This window comes from Streptomyces sp. NPDC051136 (assembly GCF_044455745.1).
Classification (GTDB): domain Bacteria; phylum Actinomycetota; class Actinomycetes; order Streptomycetales; family Streptomycetaceae; genus Streptomyces.
The window spans coordinates 509,506-532,434 of the sequence record NZ_JBITFE010000002.1 but is presented as its reverse complement, the minus strand read 5'-3'; the positions used below and the strand labels follow the sequence as shown (position 1 = coordinate 532,434).

Sequence of the window (22,929 nt, the reverse complement as noted above, 5' to 3'; positions counted from 1 at the left end):
GGATCACTTGCCGGCCGAGGACGCGGGGCCGCCGGTCCTCACTTCCCTTCGACCGGTCGGCAGTGCGGGTCGTCGGGGCACCAGATCGTCCGGGTCAGGGTCACGGTGGGCCCGGGCCCGTTCGGGGAGGGCCGGCCTGCGGGCGGCGCGGTGGTGGCGTCGCAGTCGCCCAGCCCCTTCACCCGGAACCACTCCTTGCCGTCCACCTTCGCGGTCAGGTCGCCGCGCACACAGGCGCCGTCGACGACCCGGGTGACCTTGCCGTCGACGGTGATGTCCCGGCCGGCGTCCGTCCTGCCCTCGCAGTGGACGGAGGCGACGGTGTTCCCGGTGGCCGAGGCGGTGGCGCCCTTGTCGCCGTAGTCGGCGGTGCAGGTGAGCCAGCGCACCTCGGCCTTCTGCCGCTCCAGTTCACGGGTCACGGTCCGGTCGGTCGTGTAGGCCACGGTGGCGGAGCTGAGTCCGCCCGGTTCGCACGCGACGACGGCGCCGACGGCGACGACCGAGCCGACCACCACCGGAGCCGTGCGCCAAATCCGCCTCAATGCCCCCATGGAGGGCAGCTTCCCACCACCGCGGGACCGGCGGTAGGGCGCATACGGCCACTCCTCACCACCCGTCGGCGCCATGGGCGACGCCCGCGGGCGCGCAGGCCGGTCGGGGACGACCGGGCCGTTTACCCGGGGAGGCAGGGGCGTCAGGGCACCGTGTTCCCGGGGCCGTCAGGACCAGCGGCCGGTGCGGGCCAGCAGGACGGCGGTCGCGGCGGTGCCCGCGGTGGAGGTGCGCAGGACGCTGCGGCCCAGCCGGTAGGGCAGGGCACCGGCCTCGGCGAACAGGGCCAACTCCTCCGGGGACACGCCCCCTTCGGGACCGACGACGAGCACGATGTCGCCGGTGGCGGGCAGTTCGGCGGCGGACAGCGGGGCCTCGCCGCTCTCGTGGAGTACGGCGGCGAAGTCCGCGTCGGCCAGAAGTGAGGCAACCTGCTTGCTCGTCGCCGCGTCCGCGACGTCGGGGAAGCGGACCCGGCGGGACTGCTTGCCGGCCTCCCGGGCCGTCGCCCGCCACTTGCCGAGCGCCTTCTGGCCTCGCTCGCCCTTCCACTGCGTGATGCACCGGGACGCCGCCCACGGCACGATCGCGTCGACGCCGACCTCGGTCATCGTCTCGACGGCGAGCTCACCGCGGTCGCCCTTGGGCAGGGCCTGGACGACGGTGACGCGGGGCTGCTCGGCGGGCTCCTCGCGCACCCCGTCCGCGACGGTGACGACGAGGCGGTCCTTGCCCTCCGCGGCCTTCACCGAGCCCTCGGCCCAGCGGCCGCGCCCGTCGGTGAGGACGACGTCCTCGCCCGCCCGCAGCCGCTTCACGGAGACGGCGTGCCGTCCCTCGGGGCCGTCGAGGACGTACTCCCCCGCGGGCAGGTCCTCCGGCCGCAGGGAACCGACCACGAACACCGGTGCCGTCATCGGGCGCCGCCTCCCGTCGCGTACCCCGACAACGCTGTCCCCGCGGCGGCGAGTTCGGCTGCCAGCACCTCCACGAGCCGCCCGGCGGGCAGCTCCCTCGCCATCCGGTGTCCCTGGCCCGCCCACAGCGCCATGCCCTGCGCGTCGCCCGCCTTCGCCGCCGCCCCGCGCACCGGCGAGGTGAGGTGGTGCACCTCGGGATAGGCGGCGGGGGCGTAGGGGCCGTGCTCGCGCAGGAAGCGGTTGACCAGGGCGCGGGCGGGACGGCCGGAGAAGGCGCGGGTGAGTTCGGTGCGGACGAACAGCGGGTTGGTCAGCGCCTGCTTGTGCAGGTCGTGCGCGCCCGACTCGGGGGTGGCGAGGAAGGCGGTGCCGAGCTGGGCCGCGCTCGCGCCCGCCGCGAGGACCGCGGCGATCTGGGCGCCGCGCATGATGCCGCCCGCGGCGACGATCGGCAGGGTGACCGCTTCCCGGACCTGGGCGACCAGCGACAGCAGCCCGGTGCCCGCGCCGCCGGTCTCCGGGTTGTCCCGGTGGGTGCCCTGGTGGCCGCCGGCCTCGACGCCCTGCGCGATCACCGCGTCGGCGCCGGACTCCTCGACGGCCCGGGCCTCGTCCGCGGTGGTCGCGCCGGCCAGGGCGAAGGTGCCCACCCGGTGCAGGGAGTCGACGACCTCACGGCTCGGCACGCCGAAGTGGAAGGACACCACCGGCACGGGGTTGTCCAGCAGGACGGCGAGCTTGGTCTCGTAGCCGTCGTCGCGTCCGCCGTCCGGGTCGCCCAGCTCCGTCTCGTACCAGGCGGCCTCTCCGGCCAGCTGGTGGGCGTAGACGTCGACGGCGGCGGAGTCGGCCGCCTCGGGCTGCGGGAGGAAGAGGTTGACGCCGAAGGGGCGGCCGGTCAGTCCCCGCAGGTGCTTGATCTCCTGGTACATCCCGTCCGCGGTCTTGTACCCCGCGGCAAGGAAGCCCAGCCCGCCCGCCTCGGACACCGCCGCCGTGAGCCCGGGCACGGAGACGCCGCCCGCCATGGGCGCCTGCACGATCGGGTAGGGGAAGAGATCGGTCAGTGCGGAGGACATGACGGCATGTTGTCACGTCCTCCACACAAGTCCGAATCCGGGCTTCCGACGGCATACGCCAGAAGCATCCGCATCCCCGGAATCCCCGTCACCGCCCGTTGAACGCGTCCTTCAGGCGGGAGAACAGACCCTGCTGCCCCGGCTGGAACTGACCCGTCGGGCGCTCCTCGCCGCGGAGCTTGGCCAGCTCGCGCAGGAGGCGTTCCTGTTCGGGGTCGAGCTTGCCCGGGGTGGTGACCTCGACGTGGACGATGAGGTCGCCCCGGCCGCCGCCGCGCAGGTGGGTGACGCCCCGGCCGTGCTTCGGGATCGACTGGCCTGACTGGGTGCCCGGGCGGATGTCGACCTCCTCCATGCCGTCGAGGGTCTCCAGCGGCACCTTCGTGCCGAGGGCCGCCGCCGTCATCGGGATGGTGACCGTGCAGTGCAGGTCGTCACCCCGGCGCTGGAAGGTCGAGTGGGGCAGCTCGTGGATCTCGACGTACAGGTCGCCGGCGGGGCCGCCGCCGGGGCCGACCTCGCCCTCGCCCGCGAGCTGGATCCGGGTGCCGTTGTCGACGCCGGCCGGGATCTTCACGGTCAGGGTGCGCCGGGAGCGGACCCGGCCGTCGCCCGCGCACTCGGGGCACGGGGTCGGGACCACGGTGCCGAAGCCCTGGCACTGCGGGCAGGGGCGCGAGGTCATGACCTGGCCCAGGAAGGACCGGGTGACCTGGGACACCTCGCCGCGTCCGCGGCACATGTCGCACGTCTGGGCCGAGGTGCCGGGGGCCGCGCCCTCACCGTTGCAGGTGTTGCAGACGACCGCGGTGTCGACCTGGATGTCCTTGGTCGTACCGAAGGCGGCCTCGTCCAGCTCGACCTCGATGCGGATCATCGCGTCCTGGCCGCGGCGGGTGCGCGAGCGCGGTCCGCGCTGCGACGCCGTGCCGAAGAACGCGTCCATGATGTCCGAGAAGTTCCCGAAGCCACCCGCGCCGAAGCCGCCCGCACCACCGCCGGCGGCCTGCGAGAGCGGGTCGCCGCCGAGGTCGTAGACCTGCTTCTTCTGCGGGTCCGACAGCACCTCGTAGGCGGCGTTGATCTCCTTGAACCGCTCCTGGGTCTTCGGATCGGGGTTGACGTCCGGGTGCAGCTCGCGGGCGAGCCTCCGGAACGCCTTCTTGATCTCGTCCTGGGAAGCGTCGCGGCGCACGCCGAGTACGGCGTAGTAGTCCGTGGCCACCTACGACTCCGCCAGGATCTGTCCGACGTACCGTGCCACTGCGCGTACCGCTCCCATCGTTCCCGGGTAGTCCATGCGGGTCGGTCCGACCACGCCGAGCTTGGCAACCGCCTCGCCGCCCGAACCGTAGCCGACCGACACGACGGACGTTGAGTTGAGTCCCTCGTGGGCGTTCTCATGACCGATCCGTACGGTCACGCCCGGATCCTTCGCCTCGCCGAGCAGCTTGAGGAGCACGACCTGCTCCTCGAGTGCCTCCAGCACCGGCCGGATCACCAGGGGGAAGTCGTGCCCGAAGCGGGTCAGATTGGCGGTGCCGCCGATCATCAGCCGCTCCTCGTTCTCCTCGACCAGCGTCTCCAGGAGGGTGGAGAGCACGGTGGAGACCGTACCGCGATCCTCGGCCTCGAACGCCTCCGGCAGATCCTCGACCAGACCGGGCACGTCCGAGAAACGGCGTCCCGCGACCCGGCTGTTGAGCCGCGCCCGCAGGTCGGCCAGCGACGCCTCGCCGAACGGCGCGGGGCAGTCGACCATGCGCTGCTCGACCCGGCCGGTGTCCGTGATCAGCACCAGCATCAGGCGCGCGGGCGCGAGCGAGAGCAGCTCCACGTGCCGCACCGTCGAGCGGGTCAGCGAGGGGTACTGCACGACGGCGACCTGCCGGGTCAGCTGCGCGAGCAGCCGCACCGTGCGGGCCACCACGTCGTCGAGGTCGACGGCGCCCTCCAGGAAGTTCTGGATGGCACGCCGCTCGGGCGCGGTCATCGGCTTGACGCCGGCCAGCTTGTCGACGAAGAGCCGGTAGCCCTTGTCGGTCGGGATGCGTCCCGCGCTGGTGTGCGGCTGCGCGATGAACCCCTCGTCCTCCAGGGCCGCCATGTCGTTGCGCACGGTGGCCGGGGAGACGCCGAGGTTGTGCCGCTCGGTGAGGGCCTTGGAGCCGACCGGTTCCTCGGTGCCGACGTAGTCCTGGACGATGGCGCGCAGCACCTGGAGCCTGCGTTCACTGAGCATGCGGCGCGCACCTCCAGCTGTCGTCCGCCCGTTTCCGGCCTGTCTGTCCTGGCACTCACGGCTTGCGAGTGCCAGACTTCCCCGGCCCAGTGTACGGCCGTGGGGTACGCCCCCGGCAAGGCCGGGGCCGAGCCGTTAGCGTCGGCCCCGTGACGGTGACTTGGGAAGAGCTGGGCTGGGAACGGCTGGCGGACGGCGTGGGCCGGTGCCGGCTGCCGGGGTGGGACTGCACGGCGGGGCTGGTGCTCGGTGCGGGCGGGGCGCTGATGGTGGACGCGGGGTCGAGCCTGGCCGAGGGTGCCCGGCTGGGCGAGGCGGCGCGGCGGCTCGCCGGCCGCCGTGTGACACATCTCGCGCTGACCCACCCGCATTTCGACCACGTCTTCGGCGCGGCGGCCTTCGCGGGCGCGGAGGTGTACGGCGCGGTGGGCACGCACGCGCTGTTCGCGCCGGGCGGGCCGGAGCGGGCGGCGCTGCGTGCGGACGCGGTGGCGGAGGGGCTGGACGCCCGCGCGGCGCGGGAGGCGGCCGACGCGCTCGTCGCCGTCCCGCACGAGATCGGCGGCGAGCACGTGCTCGACCTGGGCGGTGGCCGGCGGGCCCTGCTGGCCGGCCTGGGCCCGGGGCACACCGGTCACGACCTGGCGGTCCTGGTGCCGGGCTCCCCGGACGTCGTGTTCTGCGGCGACCTGGTCGAGGAGTCAGGCGAGCCGCAGGCGGGTCCCGACGCCGTGCCGTCGCGCTGGCCGGCCGCGCTGGACCGGCTGCTGGCGTGGGGCGGCGCGGACGCGCTGTACGTCCCCGGTCACGGAGCGGTGGTGGACGCGGCGTTCGTGCGGGCCCAACGGGACGCGCTGGCCGCCCGGTTCGGCGTGTCGCGCTGATCACGGCGCGGGCGTTCCTCGTATCGTCGGGAGAATGCGCCAGTACTCCGCCGACCTCACCCCTCCGTGGAAGAAACCGCAGCCCGTTCCCGAGGTTCCCGCCGATCCCGGCCTGGTGGTCGAGGAGCCCGTCACCGGGTTCTGCGGCGCGGTGATCGGCTGCGAGGCGGGCACGGTGACTCTGGAGGACCGCTTCGGCAAGCACCGCGTCTTCCCGCTGGAGCCGCGCGGCTTCCTGCTGGAGGGCCGCGTGGTGACGCTGGTCCGCCCGGCCGCGTCCGGTCCGGCGCGCCCCTCCCGGACGGCGTCCGGTTCGGTCGCCGTCCCCGGCGCTCGTGCGCGGGTCGCGCGCGCCGGGCGCATCTACGTCGAGGGGCGGCACGACGCCGAGCTGGTCGAGAAGGTCTGGGGCGACGACCTGCGCATCGAGGGCGTCGTCGTGGAGTACCTGGGCGGCGTGGACGACCTCCCGTCGATCGTGGCCGACTTCGCCCCCGGCCCGGACGCGCGGCTGGGCGTCCTGGTGGACCACCTGGTGCCGGGTTCCAAGGAGTGGCGCATCGCGGAGGCGGTGACGAGCGAGCACGCGCTGGTCGTGGGCCACCCGTACATCGACATCTGGGAGGCGGTGAAGCCGTCGTCCGTCGGCATCGACGCCTGGCCCCGGGTGCCGCGCGGCCAGGACTGGAAGACGGGGGTGTGCCGGGCGCTGGGCTGGCCGTCGGAGAACACGGGCGCGGTGTGGCAGGCGATCCTGGCCCGGGTGGGTTCGTACAAGGACCTGGAGCCCGAGCTGCTGGGGCGGGTCGAGGAGCTGATCGACTTCGTGACGGCGTGAGAGGTTCTGCGCAGGACGGTGAATCCGGCCCCTCCGGCGTTCGAGGAGCGGGGGTCCGGGGGCAGCGCCCCCGGGTCGGGACGGGAGGGGGCGGCAGGGGCGGGAACAGCCCGGTCAGTCCACCAGGTCCCGCACCACCGCGTCCGCCAGCAACCGCCCGCGCAGGGTCAGCACCGCGCTCCCCGCCGCGTACGGCCCCTCCTCCAGGAGCCCCTCCGCCAGCGCCCGCCGCGACGCCGCGAGCCCCGTCTCCCGCAGCAGCGACAGCGGGACGCCCTCCCGCAGCCGCAGCTCCAGCAGGATGCGCTCCACCCGCCGGTCCTCGTCGGCGAGGACCTCGCGTCCGGCGCCCGGCGACTTCCCCGCCGCCAGCGCCCCCGCGTACGCCCCCGGATGCTTCACGTTCCACCACCGCACGCCCCCCACGTGGGAGTGCGCGCCCGGTCCCGCGCCCCACCAGTCGGCGCCCCGCCAGTACAGCTCGTTGTGCAGGCAGCGGCCGGCGTCGGAGGTGGCCCAGTTCGACACCTCGTACCAGTCGAAGCCCGCGGCCGACAGGGCCTCCTCGGCGATCAGGTACCGGTCCGCGTGGACGTCGTCGTCGGTCATGGGGACCTCGCCGCGCCGGATGCGCCGGGCGAGCTGGGTGCCCTCCTCCACGATCAGGGCGTACGCCGAGACGTGGTCGGGTCCGGCGCCGAGCGCCGCGTCCAGGGAGGCGCGCCAGTCGTCGTCGGACTCCCCCGGGGTGCCGTAGATCAGGTCGAGGTTGACGTGGTCGAAGCCCGCCGCGCGGGCCTCGGCGACGCAGGCCTCGGGTCGGCCGGGGGTGTGGGTGCGGTCCAGGATCCTCAGGACGTGCTGCTTCGCGCTCTGCATGCCGAAGGAGATCCGGTTGAAGCCGCCCTCGCGGAGAGTGGCGAGGTACGCCGGGTCGACCGACTCCGGATTGGCCTCCGTCGTCACCTCCGCGTCCGGTGCCAGGCCGAACTCGTCGCGGATCGCGCCCAGCATCCGCACCAGGTCACCGGCGGCCAGCAGGGTGGGCGTACCACCGCCGACGAAGACGGTGCGGACCTCGCGGGGGTCGTCACCGAGCACTTTGCGGGCCAGGCGCACCTCGTCGACGAGCGTGTCGGCGTAGTTGTCGCGGGAGGCCAGGACGCCACCGGTGCCGCGCAGCTCGGTGGCGGTGTAGGTGTTGAAGTCGCAGTAGCCGCAGCGGGTCGCGCAGTACGGCACGTGCAGGTAGAAGCCGAGGGGACGGTCGGCGGCCCCGGCGAGCGCGGACGCGGGCAGGGCGCCGTCGGCGGGGACGGGCTCGCCGTCGGGGAGTGCGGAGGGCATGCGTTCCATTGTCCCGCACCCGCACCGATCCCCCGTCCCGCTCACTCGGCCTGGAGCACCAGCAGGGCCAGGTCGTCCTCCGGCGGCCGGGGCCCGAACTCGTGCACCAGCCGCCTGATGCGTTCGGCGACCAGCTCGGCGTCCAGGCCCGCGCACCCGGCCAGCGCCGCCGCGAGCCCGTCGCCGTCGTCGAACTGGCGGGAGCCGCTGCGCCGCTCCGTGACGCCGTCCGTGACGCACAGCAGGGTGTCGCCGGACCGCAGCTCGAAGGTCTCGCTGACGTACGTCGCGTCCTCGACGACGCCGAGCAGGGTCTGCGGGCACGCGACGGTGGACACGGCGCCGTCGGGCCCGAGGAGCAGCGGCAGCGGGTGTCCGGCGGACGCGAGGGTGCAGCGGACGCCGCCCCGCACGGGGACCAGCTCACCGTAGAGCAGGGAGAGGAAGCGGGTCTGCGGTCCGTCGCCCGGGGCAACCGGTGGGCCGCCCGCGGCGACCAGTGCCCGGGCGGCGGCGTCGGCGGCCTCGGTGGCGTCGTCGAGGAGGAGCTGGTTGAGGCGGTCGAGGACGTCGGGGACGCCGTACTGCTCGCGGGCCAGCAGGCGCAGCCAGGGCCGGGCGAGTCCGATGACGACGGCGGCCTCGGGGCCCTTGCCCTGGACGTCGCCCACGGCGAAGCACCAGCGGCCGTCACCGGCCGGGAAGAGGTCGTAGAAGTCGCCGCTGGGGCCGCCCTTGTCGCGCGGTTCGTAGACGAGGGCGCTGCGTACGCCGGGGATCTCGGCGACGGCGCCGGGCAGCAGGCCGCGCTGGAGCACGGCGCTGATGGTGGCCTGCCGGGCGTACTGGCGGGCGGCGCCGATGGCGAGCGCGACCCGGCGGCTGAGGTCCTCGACCAGGCCGGTGATCTCGTCGGGGAAGCCGGGGAAGCCGCTGCCGTCGCAGGTGTCCGGGGGGCCGGTGGCGTCCGGGGTGCCGGTGGTGTCCGGGGTGCCGGTGGTGTCCGGGGTGCCGGTGGTGTCCGCAGGGCCGGCCCGTCCGATGACCAGGGTGCCCAGTGGCCGGCCGCCGGCGACCAGGGGGTAGGCGAGTGCGGTGCCGTGCGGGGCGCCGGGGCCGAGCGCCTCGCCGGGCCAGGGATGGCCTACGGGGCCGGAGCGCCACGGGTCGCGCGGGCGGGGCGGGTCCTTCTCCAGGGCCGCGCGCAGCTCGTCGAGGTATCCCTCGCCGGCGTGCCACACGCGGGCCAGCCGGGCGCCGACGGCCGCCCCGGAGTCGTCGCTCCAGGCACCCCGGCCCAGGGCCTCGTCCTCCAGCCACACCCCGCACCAGTCGGCAAGCCGGGGCACGATCAGCTGGCCGGTGAGGGAGGCGACCAGGTCCTCGTCGAGCTGCCCGGCCAGCAGGTCGGAGGCCTCGGCGAGGAAGGACAGCGCGCCGCGGCCCAGCCACTCCCGGTCGCGCGGGCGGCGCCGGCCGGGCCCCGTCGGCCCTCCGGACGCGCTGCCCGGGTCGCCGTCGGCCTCCCGTCCCGCCGCACCCGCGTGCGGCGTGCCACGGCGCTCCGCGGGGTGCGCCGCGCTCCGCTCCCCGCGTCCCGCCGGCTCGACGGCGTCGCCCGCACGGGCGACGGCCCCGGCGATCCCGGCGGGGCCCGGCGCGACGGCGTCGGCGGGCTCCGCGCCCTGGGCCGGCAGCCGCGCCCACACCGTCTTGGTGCCCGGGCGGTACGTGATGCCCCAGGCCTCCGCGAGCGCGGCGACCAGGGGCAGCCCGCGCCCGTACTCGGCGGGGTCGTGCGGCAGCTCGGAGTCGGCGCTCCTCGGCGCACGGGACGGGTGCTGGTCCGCCGCCTCGACGACGAGGGTGCCGTCCTCCTCCACCCGCAGGCCCACCTCGACGTCGGTGCCGGCGTGCACGACGGCGTTGGTGACCAGCTCGCTGACGACGACCAGGGCGTCGGCGGCGAGGTGCTCGGTCAGGTACTCCGTGCCGGGCAGGCCGAGGGCGGACCATTCGGCGAACGCGGCCCGCACCATCGCGCGGGCGGCGCCGGGCGCCAGGGAGCTGCCGAGCAGGGTCACGCGCGCCCGCGCGCACTCTTCGGCGCCCTCCGCGGTGCGCGCCGGCGCCGCGCCGGCGCGGGAGGCGGTCTCCCGCTGCGTCGGAATGGCCGCCATGGACGTCTCCCCGGGCAGTTCGTGCGAGTTCCTCGCAGTCGATGCCGACAGAGTGACAGACCGGCCCCGTCCATAAGCACGGAGTTACCGAAGTCGGCCGCCATGGACGAGAACCGTGCTAGGCGAACGTTCGAAGACGGGCGGAAACCGACCGGAAACCGGACCTCTTCGAACGTTCGCCGTCGGACGGCGACACGCGCGGGCCCGAGGTTCACGCGCGGGCCCGCGCGCCGCGAGGCGCCGTGCGCTACGCCTCGCGCGAGCCCTCGTACATCTCCTCGATCAGGTTCTTGTACTCCCGCTCCACCACCGGCCGCTTCAGCTTCAGGCTCGGGGTGATCTCGCCGTGCTCGACGTCGAGGTCACGGGGCAGCAGGCGGAACTTCTTGATGGTCTGCCAGCGCTGGAGGCCCTCGTTCAGCTCCTTGACGTAGCCGTCGACCATCTCGACGGTCGCCGGCGCCGCGACGATCTCGGCGTACGGCTTGCCCTCCAGGCCGTTCTCCTTCGCCCACTCGGTGATCGCGGCCTCGTCCAGGGCGATGAGCGCGGTGCAGAAGTTCCGGTCGGCACCGTGCACCAGGATGTTGGAGACGTAGGGGCAGACCGCCTTGAACTGGCCCTCGACCTCGGCCGGCGCGATGTACTTGCCGCCTGAGGTCTTGATGAGGTCCTTCTTGCGGTCGGTGATGCGCAGGTAGCCGTCGGCCGAGAGCTCACCGATGTCGCCGGTGTGGAACCAGCCGTCGGCCTCCAGCACCTCGGCGGTCTTCTCGGGCAGCTTGTGGTAGCCCTCCATGATGCCGGGGCCGCGCAGCAGGATCTCGCCGTCGTCCGCGATGCGCACCTCGGTCCCGGGCAGCGGCTTGCCGACGGTGCCGGTGCGATAGGCCTCGCCGGGGTTGACGAAGGACGCGGCGGAGGACTCGGTGAGGCCGTAGCCCTCCAGGATGTGGATGCCGGCGCCGGCGAAGAAGAAACCGATCTCGGGTGCGAGGGCGGCCGAGCCGGAGACGCAGGCGCGCAGGCGGCCGCCGAAGGCCTCGCGGATCTTGGCGTAGACGAGCCGGTCGGCGACGGCGTGCTTGGTGCGCAGGCCGGTCGGGGCGCTCGCGGTGCCGGTGCGCTTGAAGTTGTCCTGGGTGACCTTGGCGTACTCGCGGGCGATGCCCGCCGCCCACTGGAAGATCTTGTACTTCGCACCGCCGCCCGCGCGGGCCTTGGCGGCGACGCCGTTGTAGACCTTCTCGAAGATGCGGGGCACGGCCGCCATGTAGGTCGGCCGGACCACCGGCAGGTTGTCGATGATCTTGTCGACGCGGCCGTCGACGGCGGTGACGTGACCGGCCTCGATCTGGCCGGAGGTGAGCACCTTGCCGAAGACGTGCGCGAGCGGCAGCCACAGGTACTGCACGTCGTCCTTGGTGACCAGGCCGGTCGCGGAGATCGCCTTGGCCATGTACGACCAGCAGTCGTGCGGGAGGCGGACGCCCTTGGGGCGGCCGGTGGTGCCGGAGGTGTAGATGAGGGTGGCGAGCTGGTCCTTGGTGATCGCACCGACCCGCTCCTTGATCAGCTGCGGGTCGTTCTCCAGCCGGGCCGCGCCCCTGCGCTCCAGCTCGTCGAGGGTGAGGACCCACTCCTCGGAGGTGTCCGCGCCGGCCGCGTCGATCACGACCACGTGGGTGAGGTCGGGCAGCTCGGCCCGCTTCTCCCTCGCCTTGGCCAGCTGCGCGGCGTCCTCCGCGATCAGCACCCGGCTCTCGGAGTCGGAGAGGATGTACGCCGATTCGTCGGCGTTGGTCTGCGGGTACACGGTGGTCGTCGCCGCGCCCGCGCACATGATGCCGAGGTCGGCGAGGATCCATTCCAGCCGGGTGGAGGAGGCCAGCGCCACCCGCTGCTCCGGCTGCACGCCCAGCTCGATCAGGCCGGCCGCGATCGCGTGGACCCGCTCGGCGGCCTGCGCCCAGGTCAGCGGCTTCCAGTCGTCGGGGCCCTCGCCCGAGGCCGGCGGCACCGGGTAGCGGTACGCCTCGGCATCCGGCGTGGCGGCCACCCGCTCCAGGAAGAGTCCCGCCACGGAGGGCGGACGGTTCTCGATCAGTGTCTGTGTGTCGCTCACGACATCCTCCGGGCCCGCGACGGTGCGGCTGACTCGTTGCGGCTGGCTCAGGTGCGGCTGGTTCACTCTCGGGCGGTGTTCAGATGAGGTGCGGGTGATGAGGTGTGGGTGATGTGCAGGCAGTCACGGGGACTGTTGCCCGATCACTTGTTTAACTCACGAGTAACTACGGGGCAGGCATCAGAGTAAAGGGCGACCGGCCCCCGCGTAAGTGCCCGCGCCCTGTCATTTCCTACAGACGCCTGCCCGTGACATGCGAAGAGACCCGCCGCACTTTCGTACGACGGGCCCCTCGGTGTCCGTTTTGACCGGACTCCGCGCGCGGTGCGGCGGTTACTTCTTGCCCTTGCCCGATCCCGCGCTGTCGTCGCTGGACAGGACCGCGATGAAGGCCTCCTGCGGAACCTCCACGGAACCCACCATCTTCATCCGCTTCTTGCCTTCCTTCTGCTTCTCCAGCAGCTTCCGCTTGCGGGAGATGTCGCCGCCGTAGCACTTGGCGAGGACGTCCTTGCGGATGGCGCGGATGGTCTCGCGGGCGATCACGCGGGAGCCGATGGCGGCCTGCACCGGGACCTCGAAGGCCTGCCGCGGGATCAGCTCCTTGAGCTTGGCGACGAGCCGTACGCCGTACGCGTACGCCTGGTCCTTGTGGGTGATCGCCGAGAAGGCGTCCACCTTGTCGCCGTGCAGCAGGATGTCGACCTTGACCAGGCTGGAGGTCTGCTCGCCGGTGGGCTCGTAGTCGAGGGAGGCGTACCCGCGCGTCTTGGACTTCAGCTGGTCGAAGAAGTCGAAGACGATCTCCGCGAGCGGGAGGGTGTAGCGGATCTCCACCCGGTCCTCGGAGAGGTAGTCCATGCCGAGCAGGGTGCCGCGCCGGGTCTGGCACAGCTCCATGATCGCGCCGATGAACTCGGTCGGCGCCAGCACCGTGGCCCGCACGACCGGCTCGTAGACCTCGTCGATCTTGCCCTCGGGGAACTCGCTCGGGTTGGTGACGGTGTGCTCGCTGCCGTCCTCCATGACCACCCGGTAGACCACGTTGGGCGCGGTGGCGATCAGGTCGAGGTTGAACTCGCGCTCCAGCCGCTCGCGGATCACGTCGAGGTGGAGCAGGCCGAGGAAACCGACGCGGAAACCGAAGCCGAGGGCGGCGGAGGTCTCCGGCTCGTAGACCAGGGCGGCGTCGTTGAGCTGGAGCTTGTCCAGGGCCTCGCGCAGCAGGGGGTAGTCGGAGCCGTCCAGCGGATACAGACCGGAGAAGACCATGGGCCTCGGGTCCTTGTAGCCGCCCAGTGCCTCCTCGGCGCCCTTGTGCTGGCTGGTGACGGTGTCACCGACCTTGGACTGCCGGACGTCCTTCACACCGGTGATCAGGTAGCCCACCTCACCGACGCCGAGGCCGTCGGCGGAGAGCATCTCCGGCGAGTTGGTGCCGATCTCCAGCAGCTCGTGCGTGGCGCCGGTGGACATCATCCGGATCCGCTCGCGCTTGTTGAGCTGGCCGTCGATGACACGGACGTACGTCACGACACCGCGGTAGGAATCGTAGACCGAGTCGAAGATCATCGCGCGGGCCGGGGCGTCCTTGACGCCGACCGGGGCGGGGATCTCCGCGACGACCTTATCGAGGAGCGCGTCGACGCCGAGACCGGTCTTGGCGGAGACCTTCAGCACGTCGTCGGGGTCGCAGCCGACCAGGTTGGCCAGCTCCTCGGCGAACTTCTCGGGCTGCGCCGCCGGCAGGTCGATCTTGTTCAGCACGGGGATGATCGTGAGGTCGTTCTCCATCGCCAGGTAGAGGTTGGCGAGGGTCTGGGCCTCGATGCCCTGGGCGGCGTCGACGAGGAGGATGGTGCCCTCGCACGCGGCCAGCGAGCGCGACACCTCGTAGGTGAAGTCGACGTGCCCCGGGGTGTCGATCATGTTGAGAATGTGCGTGGAGCCCTTGTCGTGGGTCGGGGCCCACGGCAACCGCACCGCCTGGGACTTGATCGTGATGCCGCGCTCGCGCTCGATGTCCATGCGGTCGAGGTACTGGGCGCGCATCTGCCGCTGCTCGACCACACCGGTCAGCTGGAGCATCCGGTCGGCGAGCGTGGACTTGCCGTGGTCGATGTGCGCGATGATGCAGAAGTTGCGGATCAGCGCCGGGTCGGTACGGCTCGGCTCGGGCACATGGCTGGGGATCGCGGGCACGCAGGGTCCTGATTCTTGAGGCGTCCGCAGGGTCTGCGGTCTCGGGTCTCGGGTCGGAGCGATACGTAGCCTCCATGGTCCCACGGGTGGGGACCCGGCACGGGTTTGGGACCCTCGACGACCCGCTGGTAGTGTGGGTGGCTGTGTCTCTTGCCCTCTCAGCGGGAGGCACTCCTTCAAGAAATCACCGGCACGGGACCCTCGCGGCCTCGTGCCTGAACCTGCAAAGGCTCATTCGTGGCGAACATCAAGTCCCAGATCAAGCGGAACAAGACCAACGAGAAGGCCCGGCTGCGCAACAAGGCCGTCAAGTCCTCTCTGAAGACCGCGATCCGCAAGGCCCGCGAGGCCGCTGCCGCGGGTGACACCGAGAAGGCCACCGAGTACCAGCGCGCCGCTTCGCGTCAGCTGGACAAGGCCGTCTCCAAGGGCGTCATCCACAAGAACCAGGCCGCCAACAAGAAGTCGGCGCTGGCGCAGAAGGTCGGCGCTCTCAAGGGCTGAACCCCTTATCTGGTCTGATCGCCGGAGGGACTCCGAGCGGGCCCTCTCTCATCCGCTCCCGTCCGGCACCCAGGATCCGTGCGCGGCCTGCGTTCGCCACGCGGGCATGGATCCGCGAGCTTGATCCGAAGGCCCCGGTGGCCGTCCTTCCCCAGGACGGCGGCCGGGGCCTTCGGTGTGCCGAGCGTGAGGGGGACGGCGGGGCAGGGCGGAGGCGGGGCAGGCGGGGGGCGGTGCAGGCGGAAGCGGACGGGCGGCCAGGAGTGTGCGCCAGGCCGGGATCGGGCGCCAGGCCGGGAGCGGGCGCCAGGCCGGGAGCGGGCGCCAGGCCGGGAGCGGGCGCCAGGCCGGGAGCGGGCGCCAGGCCGGGAGCGGGCGGCAGGCCGGGTGGGGACCTACGACCGTCCTCGTGAACGGGCCGCCCGGGCGATGGTCACCACGGCCTTCTCCAGGGCGTACTCGGGGTCGTCCCCGCCGCCCTTGACGCCCGCGTCCGCCTCGGCCACCGCGCGCAGGGCGACGGCGACGGCGTCCGGGGTCCAGCCGCGCATCTGCTGCCGGACGCGGTCGATCTTCCAGGGCGGCATGCCCAGCTCGCGGGCGAGGTCGGCGGGGCGCCCGCCGCGGGCGGAGGACAGCTTGCCGATGGCCCGCACGCCCTGCGCGAGGGCGCTGGTGATCAGCACGGGTGCCACTCCGGTCGCCAGTGACCAGCGCAGCGCCTCCAGGGCCTCCGCCGCACGTCCTTCGACCGCCCGGTCGGCGACCGTGAAGCTGGAGGCCTCCGCCCGGCCGGTGTAGTACCGCCCGACGACCGCCTCGTCGATGGTCCCCTCGATGTCGGCGATCAGCTGGGACACCGCCGAGGCCAGCTCACGCAGGTCGCTGCCGATCGCGTCGACCAAGGCCTGGCACGCCTCGGGCGTGGCCGACCGCCCGGCCGTGCGGAACTCCGAGCGGACGAAGGCCAGCCGGTCGGCGGGCCTGGTCATCTTCGGGCAGGCCACCTCGCGCGCGCCCGCCTTGCGGCCGGCGTCGAGCACGCCCTTGCCCTTGGCGCCGCCCGCGTGCAGCAGGACGAGGGTGATCTCCTCGGCGGGGGCGGCGAGGTAGGCCTTGACGTCCTTGACCGTGTCGGCGGACAGGTCCTGCGCGTTGCGTACGACCACGACCTTGCGCTCGGCGAAGAGCGAGGGGCTGGTGAGCTCGGCGAGGGTGCCGGGCTGCAACTGGTCGGGGGTGAGGTCGCGTACGTCCGTGTCGGCGTCGGCGGCCTTCGCGGCGGCCACCACCTCCTGCACGGCACGGTCGAGCAGGAGGTCCTCCTGGCCCACGGCAAGGGTCACCGGGGCGAGAGGGTCGTCGTTCGCAGTCTTCCTGGCCATCGCGACAAGCATCGCACGCGCCACCGACAACGAACGCGGGCCTGCGGGACGGGACGGAAGGGGACGGGACGGGACGGGGCGAGCGGCTAGGGTTCCTCGCGCCAGCCCTCCCACTCGCCCGCGAACGCGTCCAGCTCACCGGGGTCCAAGCGCTCCCGCTCGTCGTGCAGGACGACCAGCCACTGGGCGTCCTCGGCGTCGTCCTCACCGGCCAGGGCGTCCCGGACGATCCGGGGCTCCTCATCGGTCCCGAACCGCTCCCCGAGTGCCTGGGCCACCTCCTCCGCGGCGTCCCGGTCGGGCAGTACCAGCACATGTCTCACGTCGCTCACGGGAGCCATTGTCGGTCAGCCCGTGCGGACGGTGCCGGTCAGCCCTTGGGGACGGTCTGCACGTCGAGGTCGATGCGGATGCTGGGGCCGACCACCGCGATCCCCCGCGCCAGCATCGTCTGCCAGCTCACCGTGAAGTCGTCGCGGTGCAGCTCGGTGGTGGCGCGGCAGGCGGCCCGCGTCTCGCCCTCCATGCCGTTGCCGAGACCGAGGTACTCGGTGTCCAGGGTGACCGTGCGTGTCACTCCGTGCAGGGACAGCGCCCCGGTGACGGCCCACCGGTTGCCGCCCCGGTGCGTGAACCGGTCGCTGAAGAACTCCAGGGTCGGGAACCGCTGCACGTCCAGGAAGTCGGCCGACCGTAGGTGGTCGTCGCGCATCTTCACGTTGGTGTCGATGGACGCCGCGTCGATCACCACGTGCATCGCCGACTGCTCCATCGTGTCCGCGATCCGCACCGCGCCGGCGAAGGAGTTGAACCGGCCGTGGATCCGGGCCAGCCCGATGTGCCGCGCGGTGAACGCGATCGAGGAGTGCGCCGGCTCGATCTCCCAGTCGCCCGGCGCGGGCAGCTCCGGCGGCTGGGCCACCTGGAGCGTCACGTCACCGAGCGAGGCCAGCGTGTCGGGCACGATCGTCACGGAGGCGCGGTAGGGGGTGTAGCCCTCGGCGGACACGGCGAGCCGGTACTCCCCCGCGGGCATCGCCGCCACGAACGACCCGAAGGGGTCCGTACCGCCGCCGACCACCTTGCGCCCCATGGTGTCGCTCACCGTGAACTCCGCGTTCGGCACGGGCGTGTCGACCGGGTCCAGGACGCGGCAGCTCAGCACACCCGCGTCCGGCGGGGTGCGCACCGCCGCCAGGGGACCGGTCCGTTGCATCCGCTTCGTACGGCTTCCCAGCAAGCGGCCGATCATCTGCGACACCCTCTGCACGACACGAGAAAAGTAGTTGACGGAGAAACATTCGATCACCGATGTGGCTTTCGAGGCAACACGGGGCCACATCACGCGAAACCGTCACATGTGCTGGGAGTGCACGGCGGTGGCCGCGTGTGGTGCGGTATCGCCGTACCGGATACGAATTCTCACGGACTGGACCCGGGCCGGACGGCCCGGGTCGGACTCCTGGTCACCTCTCCCAGTACAGGCCGCGCACCTTCACGCTCGTGACCGTGATCGGGGCTCGGTCGGCGGCGTCGGCCGGGTAGTAGACGCACTCGAAGCGCAACCGCTCGTTCGCGGCGATCGACCCGCTGTTGCCGAAGTCCGGGAAGCTGCTGCCCTCGGTGCCCACCCGTTCGACGATCGGACCGGTCCACCGGGTCCCGTCCGGACGCAGGTGGTAGAAGCGGCCCTGGAGCGTGGAGCCGGCGGGAACGTCGGCCCGGAGATGGGCCGTCGCCTGGTAGTGGGACGCGCCGGTCAGCAGGTCCGCCCCGTCCACGGTGAGCGTCGTCCACGTCCGGGGCGTGATGTGCTGGGCGTCGTCGTCGGAGCGGCTGATCGCTCGCGGCATGTCTTCCTCCTCGGCGTCGCCGGGCGTCCAGCCGGCGGGGTGGGTGAGGCGTTCTTCGACCCGGGCGCGCATCGACGCCATCGTGAAGCCGCGCGGGTCGACCTTTCCGGGCTGCCATTCGAGGTGGCCGATGACGGACCGCTCGCCCCAGCCGTGCTGGCGGCACACGGCCGCGGCAACCCGCTCGATGGCGTCCAGTTGTGCGGCCGGCCACGGGTCGTCGCCGTCACCGAGGTTCTCGCACTCGAAGCCGTAGAAGTGCCGGTTGCCGTCGGTGTTGGCCTCGTTGTCCGGGGGCAGTGGCTGCTCCGCGACGACGGCACGCAGGACGTCGTCGTCGCCGAGCCCGGCGTGGTTGGCCCGGCCGTAGCCGACCAGGTGCACCCGGCCGTCCTTGGTGATGACGCCGTGGCACAGCGGGCCGGGCAGGCTTTCGTAGCCCTTGCGGCAGATCTCCACCGTGGCGGCGCTGCCCCGGGTCACGGTGTGATGGATCATCACGCCGTTGACTGGGCCCCAAGCGCCCTTGTGGTTGCGGTTGTGGTTCCGCCAGTCGCCGACCTCGACGACGACCAGGCCCTCGTCCCGCAGGGCCTTCAGGAAGCCGCCCGCGCTCATGGGGGCGGCCATCACGCACGCTCCGACCGGGGCCGGGGGGACGGGCGGCGGTCGTCCTCCTCGTCGAGCCGGTGCACCACGGTGCGACCCTGCCTGGGGGGTGGGGGCATCGGTTTCTCCTTCTGCCGATCGGACGGGTTCCGTCGTGCGCCCGTCGTGTGAAGTCGGCGGTGATCAGGGCGGCTTGCGCGGCCGACGGTGGCGCGGCGCGATGTCGTCCTCCCCGCTTCCTTCCGTGCTGGACTGAAAATTCCCGGTGGTCGCCCGCCTACGCCTCCCACGGCACAGCAGGCACCGGAACGGCCGCCATCCGGCCGGCCCCCGGTCCGGCTCTCTTCCCTCAGCCACCTGCCGCCACCCGCAACTCCCGGCCCGTACCGGCGACCGCCACCGCCCCGTCCCGGTCCGTGCGCCGCACCGTCGTGCCCTGGGCGCGCAGGGCCGCCACCGTGCCGGGCGCCGGGTGGCCGTAGGTGTTGTCCGCGCCGCAGCTGATGAGCGCCAGACGTGGGGCGACGTGCCGTATGAGCGCGAAGTCCTGGTGGGCGGAGCCGTGGTGGGCCACCTTCAGCACGTCGACGCCGGCCAGTGCCGCTGCCGCCGGGGAGCGGGCCAGCTCTCGCTGGGCCGGGGGCTCCAGGTCGCCGAGGAGGAGCAGGCGCAGGCCCGCCGTGCGGACCAGGAGGGTGACGCTGGCGTCGTTGGCCCCGCCTTCCGTGTCCGGTGCGGGGCCCGTCGCGTGGCCCGTCGGGCTCGACGGGCTCGACGGGCTCCGACTTCCAGGAGTCGGAGGGGGCCAGACCACCTGCCAGGACAGCGGGCCTGAGCGGCGCTGCTCTCCGGCGGCGGCCTGCCGCAGCGGGATGCGGTGGGCGGCCGCCTGCCGGTGGACGAACTCGGCCTGGTCGGCGGGCTCTTCGAGGGCGGTGGTCTCGATCGCCCCCACCGAGCGGCCCCGCAGCACTCCGGGAAGCCCCGCCACGTGGTCGGCGTGGAAGTGGGTCAGCAGCACGAGAGGGACGCGGGTGATGCCCAGCGTGCGAAGACAGCGGTCGACCAGGGCGGGGTCGGGCCCCGCGTCCACGACCACACCGGCTCCCTCGCCCGCGGCGAGGACCAGCGCGTCGCCCTGTCCCACGTCGCACATCACCATCCGCCAGCCTGGTGGGGGCCACCCCTTGATCACCCGGGCCAGCGGCGGCGGTTGCACCACCACGAGGACCAGCAGCAGGACGCAGACACCGCACCACCACGGATGCCGCACCAGCCTCCTGCCTGCCGGCAGCACGCCCACCGTGACGAGGGCGAGCAGCGCCGCCCCCGCCCAGCTGCCCGGCCAGTCCACTCCCGCGCCGGGCAGCGCCGCCCCGGTGCGGGCGATCCCCGCGATCCACTCGGCCGGCCAGCCTCCGCACCAGGCCAGTACCTTGGCCGGCGCCATCGCCACCGGTGCCGTCGCCAGCGCGGCGAAGCCGAGCACGGTCGCCGGGGCCACGGCGAACTCCGCCAGCAGGTTGCACGGCACCCCCACCAAGCTCACCCGCGCCGACAGCACGGCGACGACCGGCGCGCACAGGGCCTGCGCGGCGCCCGCGGCGGCCAGCGCCTCCGCCAGCCGGGGCGGTACCCGGTGCCGGCGCAGCCCCGCGCTCCAGCGTGGGGCGAGCGTGAGCAGCGCCCCCGTGGCCAGCACCGAGAGCAGGAAACCGTAACTCCGGGCCAGCCAGGGGTCGTACAGGACCAGCAGCAGTACCGCCGTCGCCAGGGCCGGGAGGAGGGATCTGCGCCGTCCGGTGGCCAGGGCGAGCAGGGCGACGGAGCCGCAGGCCGCCGCCCGCAGCACGCTCGGGTCGGGGCGGCACACGACGACGAAGGCGAGCGCCAGCACTCCGCCGAGCAGCGCGGTCGTCCGCAGGTGCAGGCCGAGCCGGGGTGCCAGCCCTCGGCGCTCGCTGCGCTGGGCCAGGCCCGGTGGGCCGAGGAGCAGCGCGAGGACGATGGTGAAGTTGGCGCCGGACACCGCGAGCGTGTGCGTCAGGTCGGTTTCCTCGAACGCCTCCTCCAGGTCCGGCGTGACCCGCCGGGTGTCCCCGACCACCAGCCCAGGCAGCAACGCCCGCGCGTCGGACGGCAGGTCCTCGGTCGCCTCGCGCAGGCCGGACCGCAACCGGCCCGCCAGCCGTTGCGCCGTCGAGGGCGCCGCGGCCGGCTCCGGTGCCTGTCGGCCGGCCCGCACGCGCAGCACCGCGGCGATCCGGTCGCCGCGCTGCCTCGGCGGTGACAGCCGGCCGGTGACACGGATCCGTGTGGTCGGCAGCAGGTCTAGCCAGCGGGAGGGTGCGGGCCGGGTACGGGACCGCTCGCCCTCCTCGCCGACGTCCACGAGGACGAGGACCGGCGTCCGGGTCGTCACCGCCGTCCCGCCGCTCTCGGTCAACCGCCGCACGTCGGCCTCGATCAGCACCGTGGGCGGCACGGCGCGGTCACCCCGGACGCGTGGCCGGGTCAGGCGGGGGTCGGCCGTGACCTCGACCTCCGCGGTGACGGTGGCGTACCGCCGCGCCGGCTCCGGCACGGGCCCCCTGCGCAGGTCCGCGCCGTGCAGTGCGGCGGAGGTGGCGGACGCGGCGACGCAGAGGAGCAGCGCGGCGACCGATACCCGCGCCCGGCCGCGCGACGACACCAGCAGCAGCGCGCCGGCCAGGAGCAGGGCGCCCGTCGCCACGCCCACCGCCCAGCCGGCCGGCACGTCCAGCACCAGCGCCGCCGTCGCCCAGGCCGCCAGGGCGGGCGGCACCAGGCGCAGGTCGGCGGGGCCCTCCTGCCGAGGGTGAGCCGCGCCCAGCCGGTGGCCGGAGGCGGCGTGCACAGCGGCGCGCGCGGGCCTCGCACCTGGCCGCACCGGCCCGACGCCGGTGTTGAGCCCGGCGACGGTGTCCGGCCCGGCGGCTGCGTGTAGTCCGGCGGTTGCGTGTGGTCCGGCGGTTGCGTCCGGCCTGTCCGGCCTCGCCGTTCGCGTCACGTCCGTGCTCATGGCCGCACGAGATCCCGCAGGTCGGCGAAGCGGCGCTCACCGATGCCGTTGACCTCGCGCAGTTCGTCCACCGAGCGGAATCCGCCGTGCTGGGTGCGGTAGTCGATGATGTGCTGGGCGAGGACCGGGCCGACGCCCGGGAGGGTGTCGAGCTGCTCGGTGGTGGCCGTGTTGAGGGAGACCGGCGCCGTGGGTCCAGCCCCCGCCTGCCCACCGGGTGCGGGCTGCGCTCCGGGCGGCGGAGGCGCGGGGGCGGACGCTCCGACGATCACCTGCTCGCCGTCCACCAGGAAGCGGGCCTGGTTCAGTCCGTCGGTCTTCGTGCCGGGTCGCACGCCTCCGGCGGCACGCAGGGCGTCCGCGACACGTGAACCGGCGGGGAGGGTGTGGATGCCGGGCTCGCGGACCTTGCCGCCGACGTCCACCACGATCTCGGCCCCGGTCGTGGACGAAGGCGCTGATCCGGACCTGGACGGCCCGGTGGTGGCGCCCTCCCCGACGCCGCCCTCCCCGGTCTTCGGCGCCGCGTCCCCGGCTCCGTACGCCGCCGCCTCCCGCACCACCTCCGGGGCGGCCACCGGCTGGGTGCGACCGGCCCGGAAGTGCTGCACCGCGAAGACCGCCGCGACGACGAGCAGCACCGAGAGCGCGGCCACGCTGCGCCGCTCCAGCCCGCACCGGGCCTGCAACCACAGCGGCATCCGCTCCCGCAGCGCCTGTCCGGCCCGTTGCCGCCAGGTCGTCCCGGCGCCCTCGGAGCAGGGGGCGGCGGTGCTCGTGCCGGTGCCGGTGCCGGTGCCGGCAGCGGCGTCGATGCCGGGCGGCGGCGGGCCCTTCCCCGTCTCCTCGCGCGACCCGTCGTGCGCGGCGTGCGCGGCATGCGCAGGGTGCGCGGCATGCTCGCCGTCCTCGGCGCGCCCGGCGAACAGCGCCTCCGCCCTGCGGCGCAGCTCCTCCGGCGGTGCGTGCCGACGGCCGTGCCGGGCGTGGGACCGGAGGCGGGAGTGGGAGCGTGAGCCGGACGCGCGACGGTGCGCGAGGCGGCCGTCGGACCCCGGGGCGCGACCCGGGCCACTGGTCGCGTTCGCGGTGCGTGAGCGTGATCGAAGAGCCATGCGACGAGGATCGGACACCTCGCCCTCACCGCGATGATCATGGTCAAT

Annotated in this window: 17 protein-coding genes and 1 pseudogene; 3 read left to right on the top strand and 15 right to left on the bottom strand. The window is 73.5% G+C overall.

Annotated features, from left to right (window positions below):
- Positions 1-38: 38 nt before the first annotated feature.
- The 5 genes from ACIBCJ_RS07905 to hrcA all read right to left on the bottom strand — a co-directional run bounded on the left by ACIBCJ_RS07905 (position 39) and on the right by hrcA (position 4,796).
- Positions 39-554 carry a hypothetical protein gene (locus ACIBCJ_RS07905; protein ID WP_365979132.1) on the bottom strand — a complete coding sequence of 172 codons (516 nt, stop codon included), beginning with the start codon at positions 552-554 and terminating at the stop codon, positions 39-41.
- Positions 555-722: 168 nt separating this feature from the next.
- On the bottom strand, positions 723-1,472 hold the full coding sequence (locus ACIBCJ_RS07900) for a 16S rRNA (uracil(1498)-N(3))-methyltransferase (RefSeq protein ID WP_362095361.1): 750 nt from the start codon (positions 1,470-1,472) through the stop codon (positions 723-725).
- A complete protein-coding gene (locus ACIBCJ_RS07895; protein WP_365979131.1) occupies positions 1,469-2,554 on the bottom strand; it encodes a nitronate monooxygenase in 1,086 nt (361 codons plus the stop codon). The genes ACIBCJ_RS07900 and ACIBCJ_RS07895 overlap by 4 nt, the downstream gene beginning before the upstream one ends.
- An 88-nt stretch (positions 2,555-2,642) precedes the next feature.
- The gene (gene dnaJ, locus ACIBCJ_RS07890; RefSeq protein ID WP_003976250.1) at positions 2,643-3,779 is read right to left on the bottom strand and encodes a molecular chaperone DnaJ; all 1,137 of its coding nucleotides are present in this window, start codon (positions 3,777-3,779) and stop codon (positions 2,643-2,645) included.
- Complete coding sequence (gene hrcA, locus ACIBCJ_RS07885) at positions 3,780-4,796, bottom strand: heat-inducible transcriptional repressor HrcA (protein WP_362095353.1); 1,017 nt, start codon at positions 4,794-4,796, stop codon at positions 3,780-3,782.
- A 149-nt stretch (positions 4,797-4,945) separates the two neighbouring features.
- Here hrcA and ACIBCJ_RS07880 point away from each other — a divergent pair, with 149 nt between their 5' ends.
- Positions 4,946-5,680: an MBL fold metallo-hydrolase gene (locus ACIBCJ_RS07880; RefSeq protein WP_362095350.1), complete on the top strand. Its 735-nt coding sequence runs from the start codon at positions 4,946-4,948 to the stop codon at positions 5,678-5,680.
- 34 nt (positions 5,681-5,714) lie between these two features.
- Complete coding sequence (locus ACIBCJ_RS07875) at positions 5,715-6,518, top strand: DUF3097 domain-containing protein (RefSeq protein WP_362095347.1); 804 nt, start codon at positions 5,715-5,717, stop codon at positions 6,516-6,518.
- Positions 6,519-6,632: 114 nt separating this feature from the next.
- On the opposite strand, the gene hemW is transcribed toward ACIBCJ_RS07875, so the two are convergent.
- The 4 genes from hemW to lepA all read right to left on the bottom strand — a co-directional run bounded on the left by hemW (position 6,633) and on the right by lepA (position 14,372).
- Positions 6,633-7,865 carry a radical SAM family heme chaperone HemW gene (gene hemW / locus ACIBCJ_RS07870; protein WP_365979130.1) on the bottom strand — a complete coding sequence of 411 codons (1,233 nt, stop codon included), beginning with the start codon at positions 7,863-7,865 and terminating at the stop codon, positions 6,633-6,635.
- A gap of 41 nt (positions 7,866-7,906) precedes the next feature.
- Positions 7,907-10,045, bottom strand: a complete 2,139-nt coding sequence (locus ACIBCJ_RS07865; RefSeq protein WP_365979129.1) for an ATP-binding SpoIIE family protein phosphatase — start codon at positions 10,043-10,045, stop codon at positions 7,907-7,909.
- A 247-nt stretch (positions 10,046-10,292) separates the two neighbouring features.
- Positions 10,293-12,170: an AMP-dependent synthetase/ligase gene (locus tag ACIBCJ_RS07860; RefSeq protein ID WP_362504239.1), complete on the bottom strand. Its 1,878-nt coding sequence runs from the start codon at positions 12,168-12,170 to the stop codon at positions 10,293-10,295.
- 333 nt (positions 12,171-12,503) lie between these two features.
- Entirely contained in the window at positions 12,504-14,372 is a 1,869-nt protein-coding gene (gene lepA / locus ACIBCJ_RS07855; RefSeq protein ID WP_362095335.1) for a translation elongation factor 4, read from the bottom strand.
- Between the two features lie 237 nt (positions 14,373-14,609).
- On the opposite strand from lepA, the gene rpsT reads away from it, so the two are divergent.
- Positions 14,610-14,876, top strand: a complete 267-nt coding sequence (gene rpsT, locus ACIBCJ_RS07850; RefSeq protein WP_133885760.1) for a 30S ribosomal protein S20 — start codon at positions 14,610-14,612, stop codon at positions 14,874-14,876.
- 395 nt (positions 14,877-15,271) lie between these two features.
- Here the strand turns inward: rpsT and holA are convergent, their stop codons facing one another.
- The 6 genes and pseudogenes from holA to ACIBCJ_RS07820 all read right to left on the bottom strand — a co-directional run bounded on the left by holA (position 15,272) and on the right by ACIBCJ_RS07820 (position 22,881).
- Complete coding sequence (gene holA / locus ACIBCJ_RS07845) at positions 15,272-16,261, bottom strand: DNA polymerase III subunit delta (RefSeq protein ID WP_362095332.1); 990 nt, start codon at positions 16,259-16,261, stop codon at positions 15,272-15,274.
- Between the two features lie 86 nt (positions 16,262-16,347).
- On the bottom strand, positions 16,348-16,593 hold the full coding sequence (locus tag ACIBCJ_RS07840; RefSeq protein ID WP_362095329.1) for a hypothetical protein: 246 nt from the start codon (positions 16,591-16,593) through the stop codon (positions 16,348-16,350).
- A 38-nt stretch (positions 16,594-16,631) separates the two neighbouring features.
- Positions 16,632-17,513, bottom strand: coding sequence for a YceI family protein (locus tag ACIBCJ_RS07835; RefSeq protein WP_365979128.1), 882 nt, complete (start codon positions 17,511-17,513; stop codon positions 16,632-16,634).
- 646 nt (positions 17,514-18,159) lie between these two features.
- Positions 18,160-18,744: pseudogene (locus ACIBCJ_RS07830) on the bottom strand (N-acetylmuramoyl-L-alanine amidase); the annotation flags it as partial.
- Positions 18,745-19,072: 328 nt separating this feature from the next.
- Complete coding sequence (locus tag ACIBCJ_RS07825) at positions 19,073-21,601, bottom strand: ComEC/Rec2 family competence protein (protein ID WP_399282028.1); 2,529 nt, start codon at positions 21,599-21,601, stop codon at positions 19,073-19,075.
- A gap of 161 nt (positions 21,602-21,762) precedes the next feature.
- A complete protein-coding gene (locus tag ACIBCJ_RS07820; protein ID WP_365979126.1) occupies positions 21,763-22,881 on the bottom strand; it encodes a ComEA family DNA-binding protein in 1,119 nt (372 codons plus the stop codon).
- Between the last annotated feature and the right edge of the window lie 48 nt (positions 22,882-22,929).

Excerpts from the sequence above, each read along its gene's own strand:
- ACIBCJ_RS07905 (WP_365979132.1), bottom strand. The coding sequence starts at position 554 with ATGGGGGCATTGAGGCGGATTTGGCGCACGGCTCCGGTGGTGGTCGGC.
- ACIBCJ_RS07900 (WP_362095361.1), bottom strand. The coding sequence starts at position 1,472 with ATGACGGCACCGGTGTTCGTGGTCGGTTCCCTGCGGCCGGAGGACCTG.
- ACIBCJ_RS07895 (WP_365979131.1), bottom strand. The coding sequence starts at position 2,554 with ATGTCCTCCGCACTGACCGATCTCTTCCCCTACCCGATCGTGCAGGCG.
- hrcA (WP_362095353.1), bottom strand. The coding sequence starts at position 4,796 with ATGCTCAGTGAACGCAGGCTCCAGGTGCTGCGCGCCATCGTCCAGGAC.
- ACIBCJ_RS07875 (WP_362095347.1), top strand. The coding sequence starts at position 5,715 with ATGCGCCAGTACTCCGCCGACCTCACCCCTCCGTGGAAGAAACCGCAG.
- hemW (WP_365979130.1), bottom strand. The coding sequence starts at position 7,865 with ATGCCCTCCGCACTCCCCGACGGCGAGCCCGTCCCCGCCGACGGCGCC.
- ACIBCJ_RS07865 (WP_365979129.1), bottom strand. The coding sequence starts at position 10,045 with ATGGCGGCCATTCCGACGCAGCGGGAGACCGCCTCCCGCGCCGGCGCG.
- holA (WP_362095332.1), bottom strand. The coding sequence starts at position 16,261 with ATGGCCAGGAAGACTGCGAACGACGACCCTCTCGCCCCGGTGACCCTT.
- ACIBCJ_RS07835 (WP_365979128.1), bottom strand. The coding sequence starts at position 17,513 with ATGATCGGCCGCTTGCTGGGAAGCCGTACGAAGCGGATGCAACGGACC.
- ACIBCJ_RS07820 (WP_365979126.1), bottom strand. The coding sequence starts at position 22,881 with ATGGCTCTTCGATCACGCTCACGCACCGCGAACGCGACCAGTGGCCCG.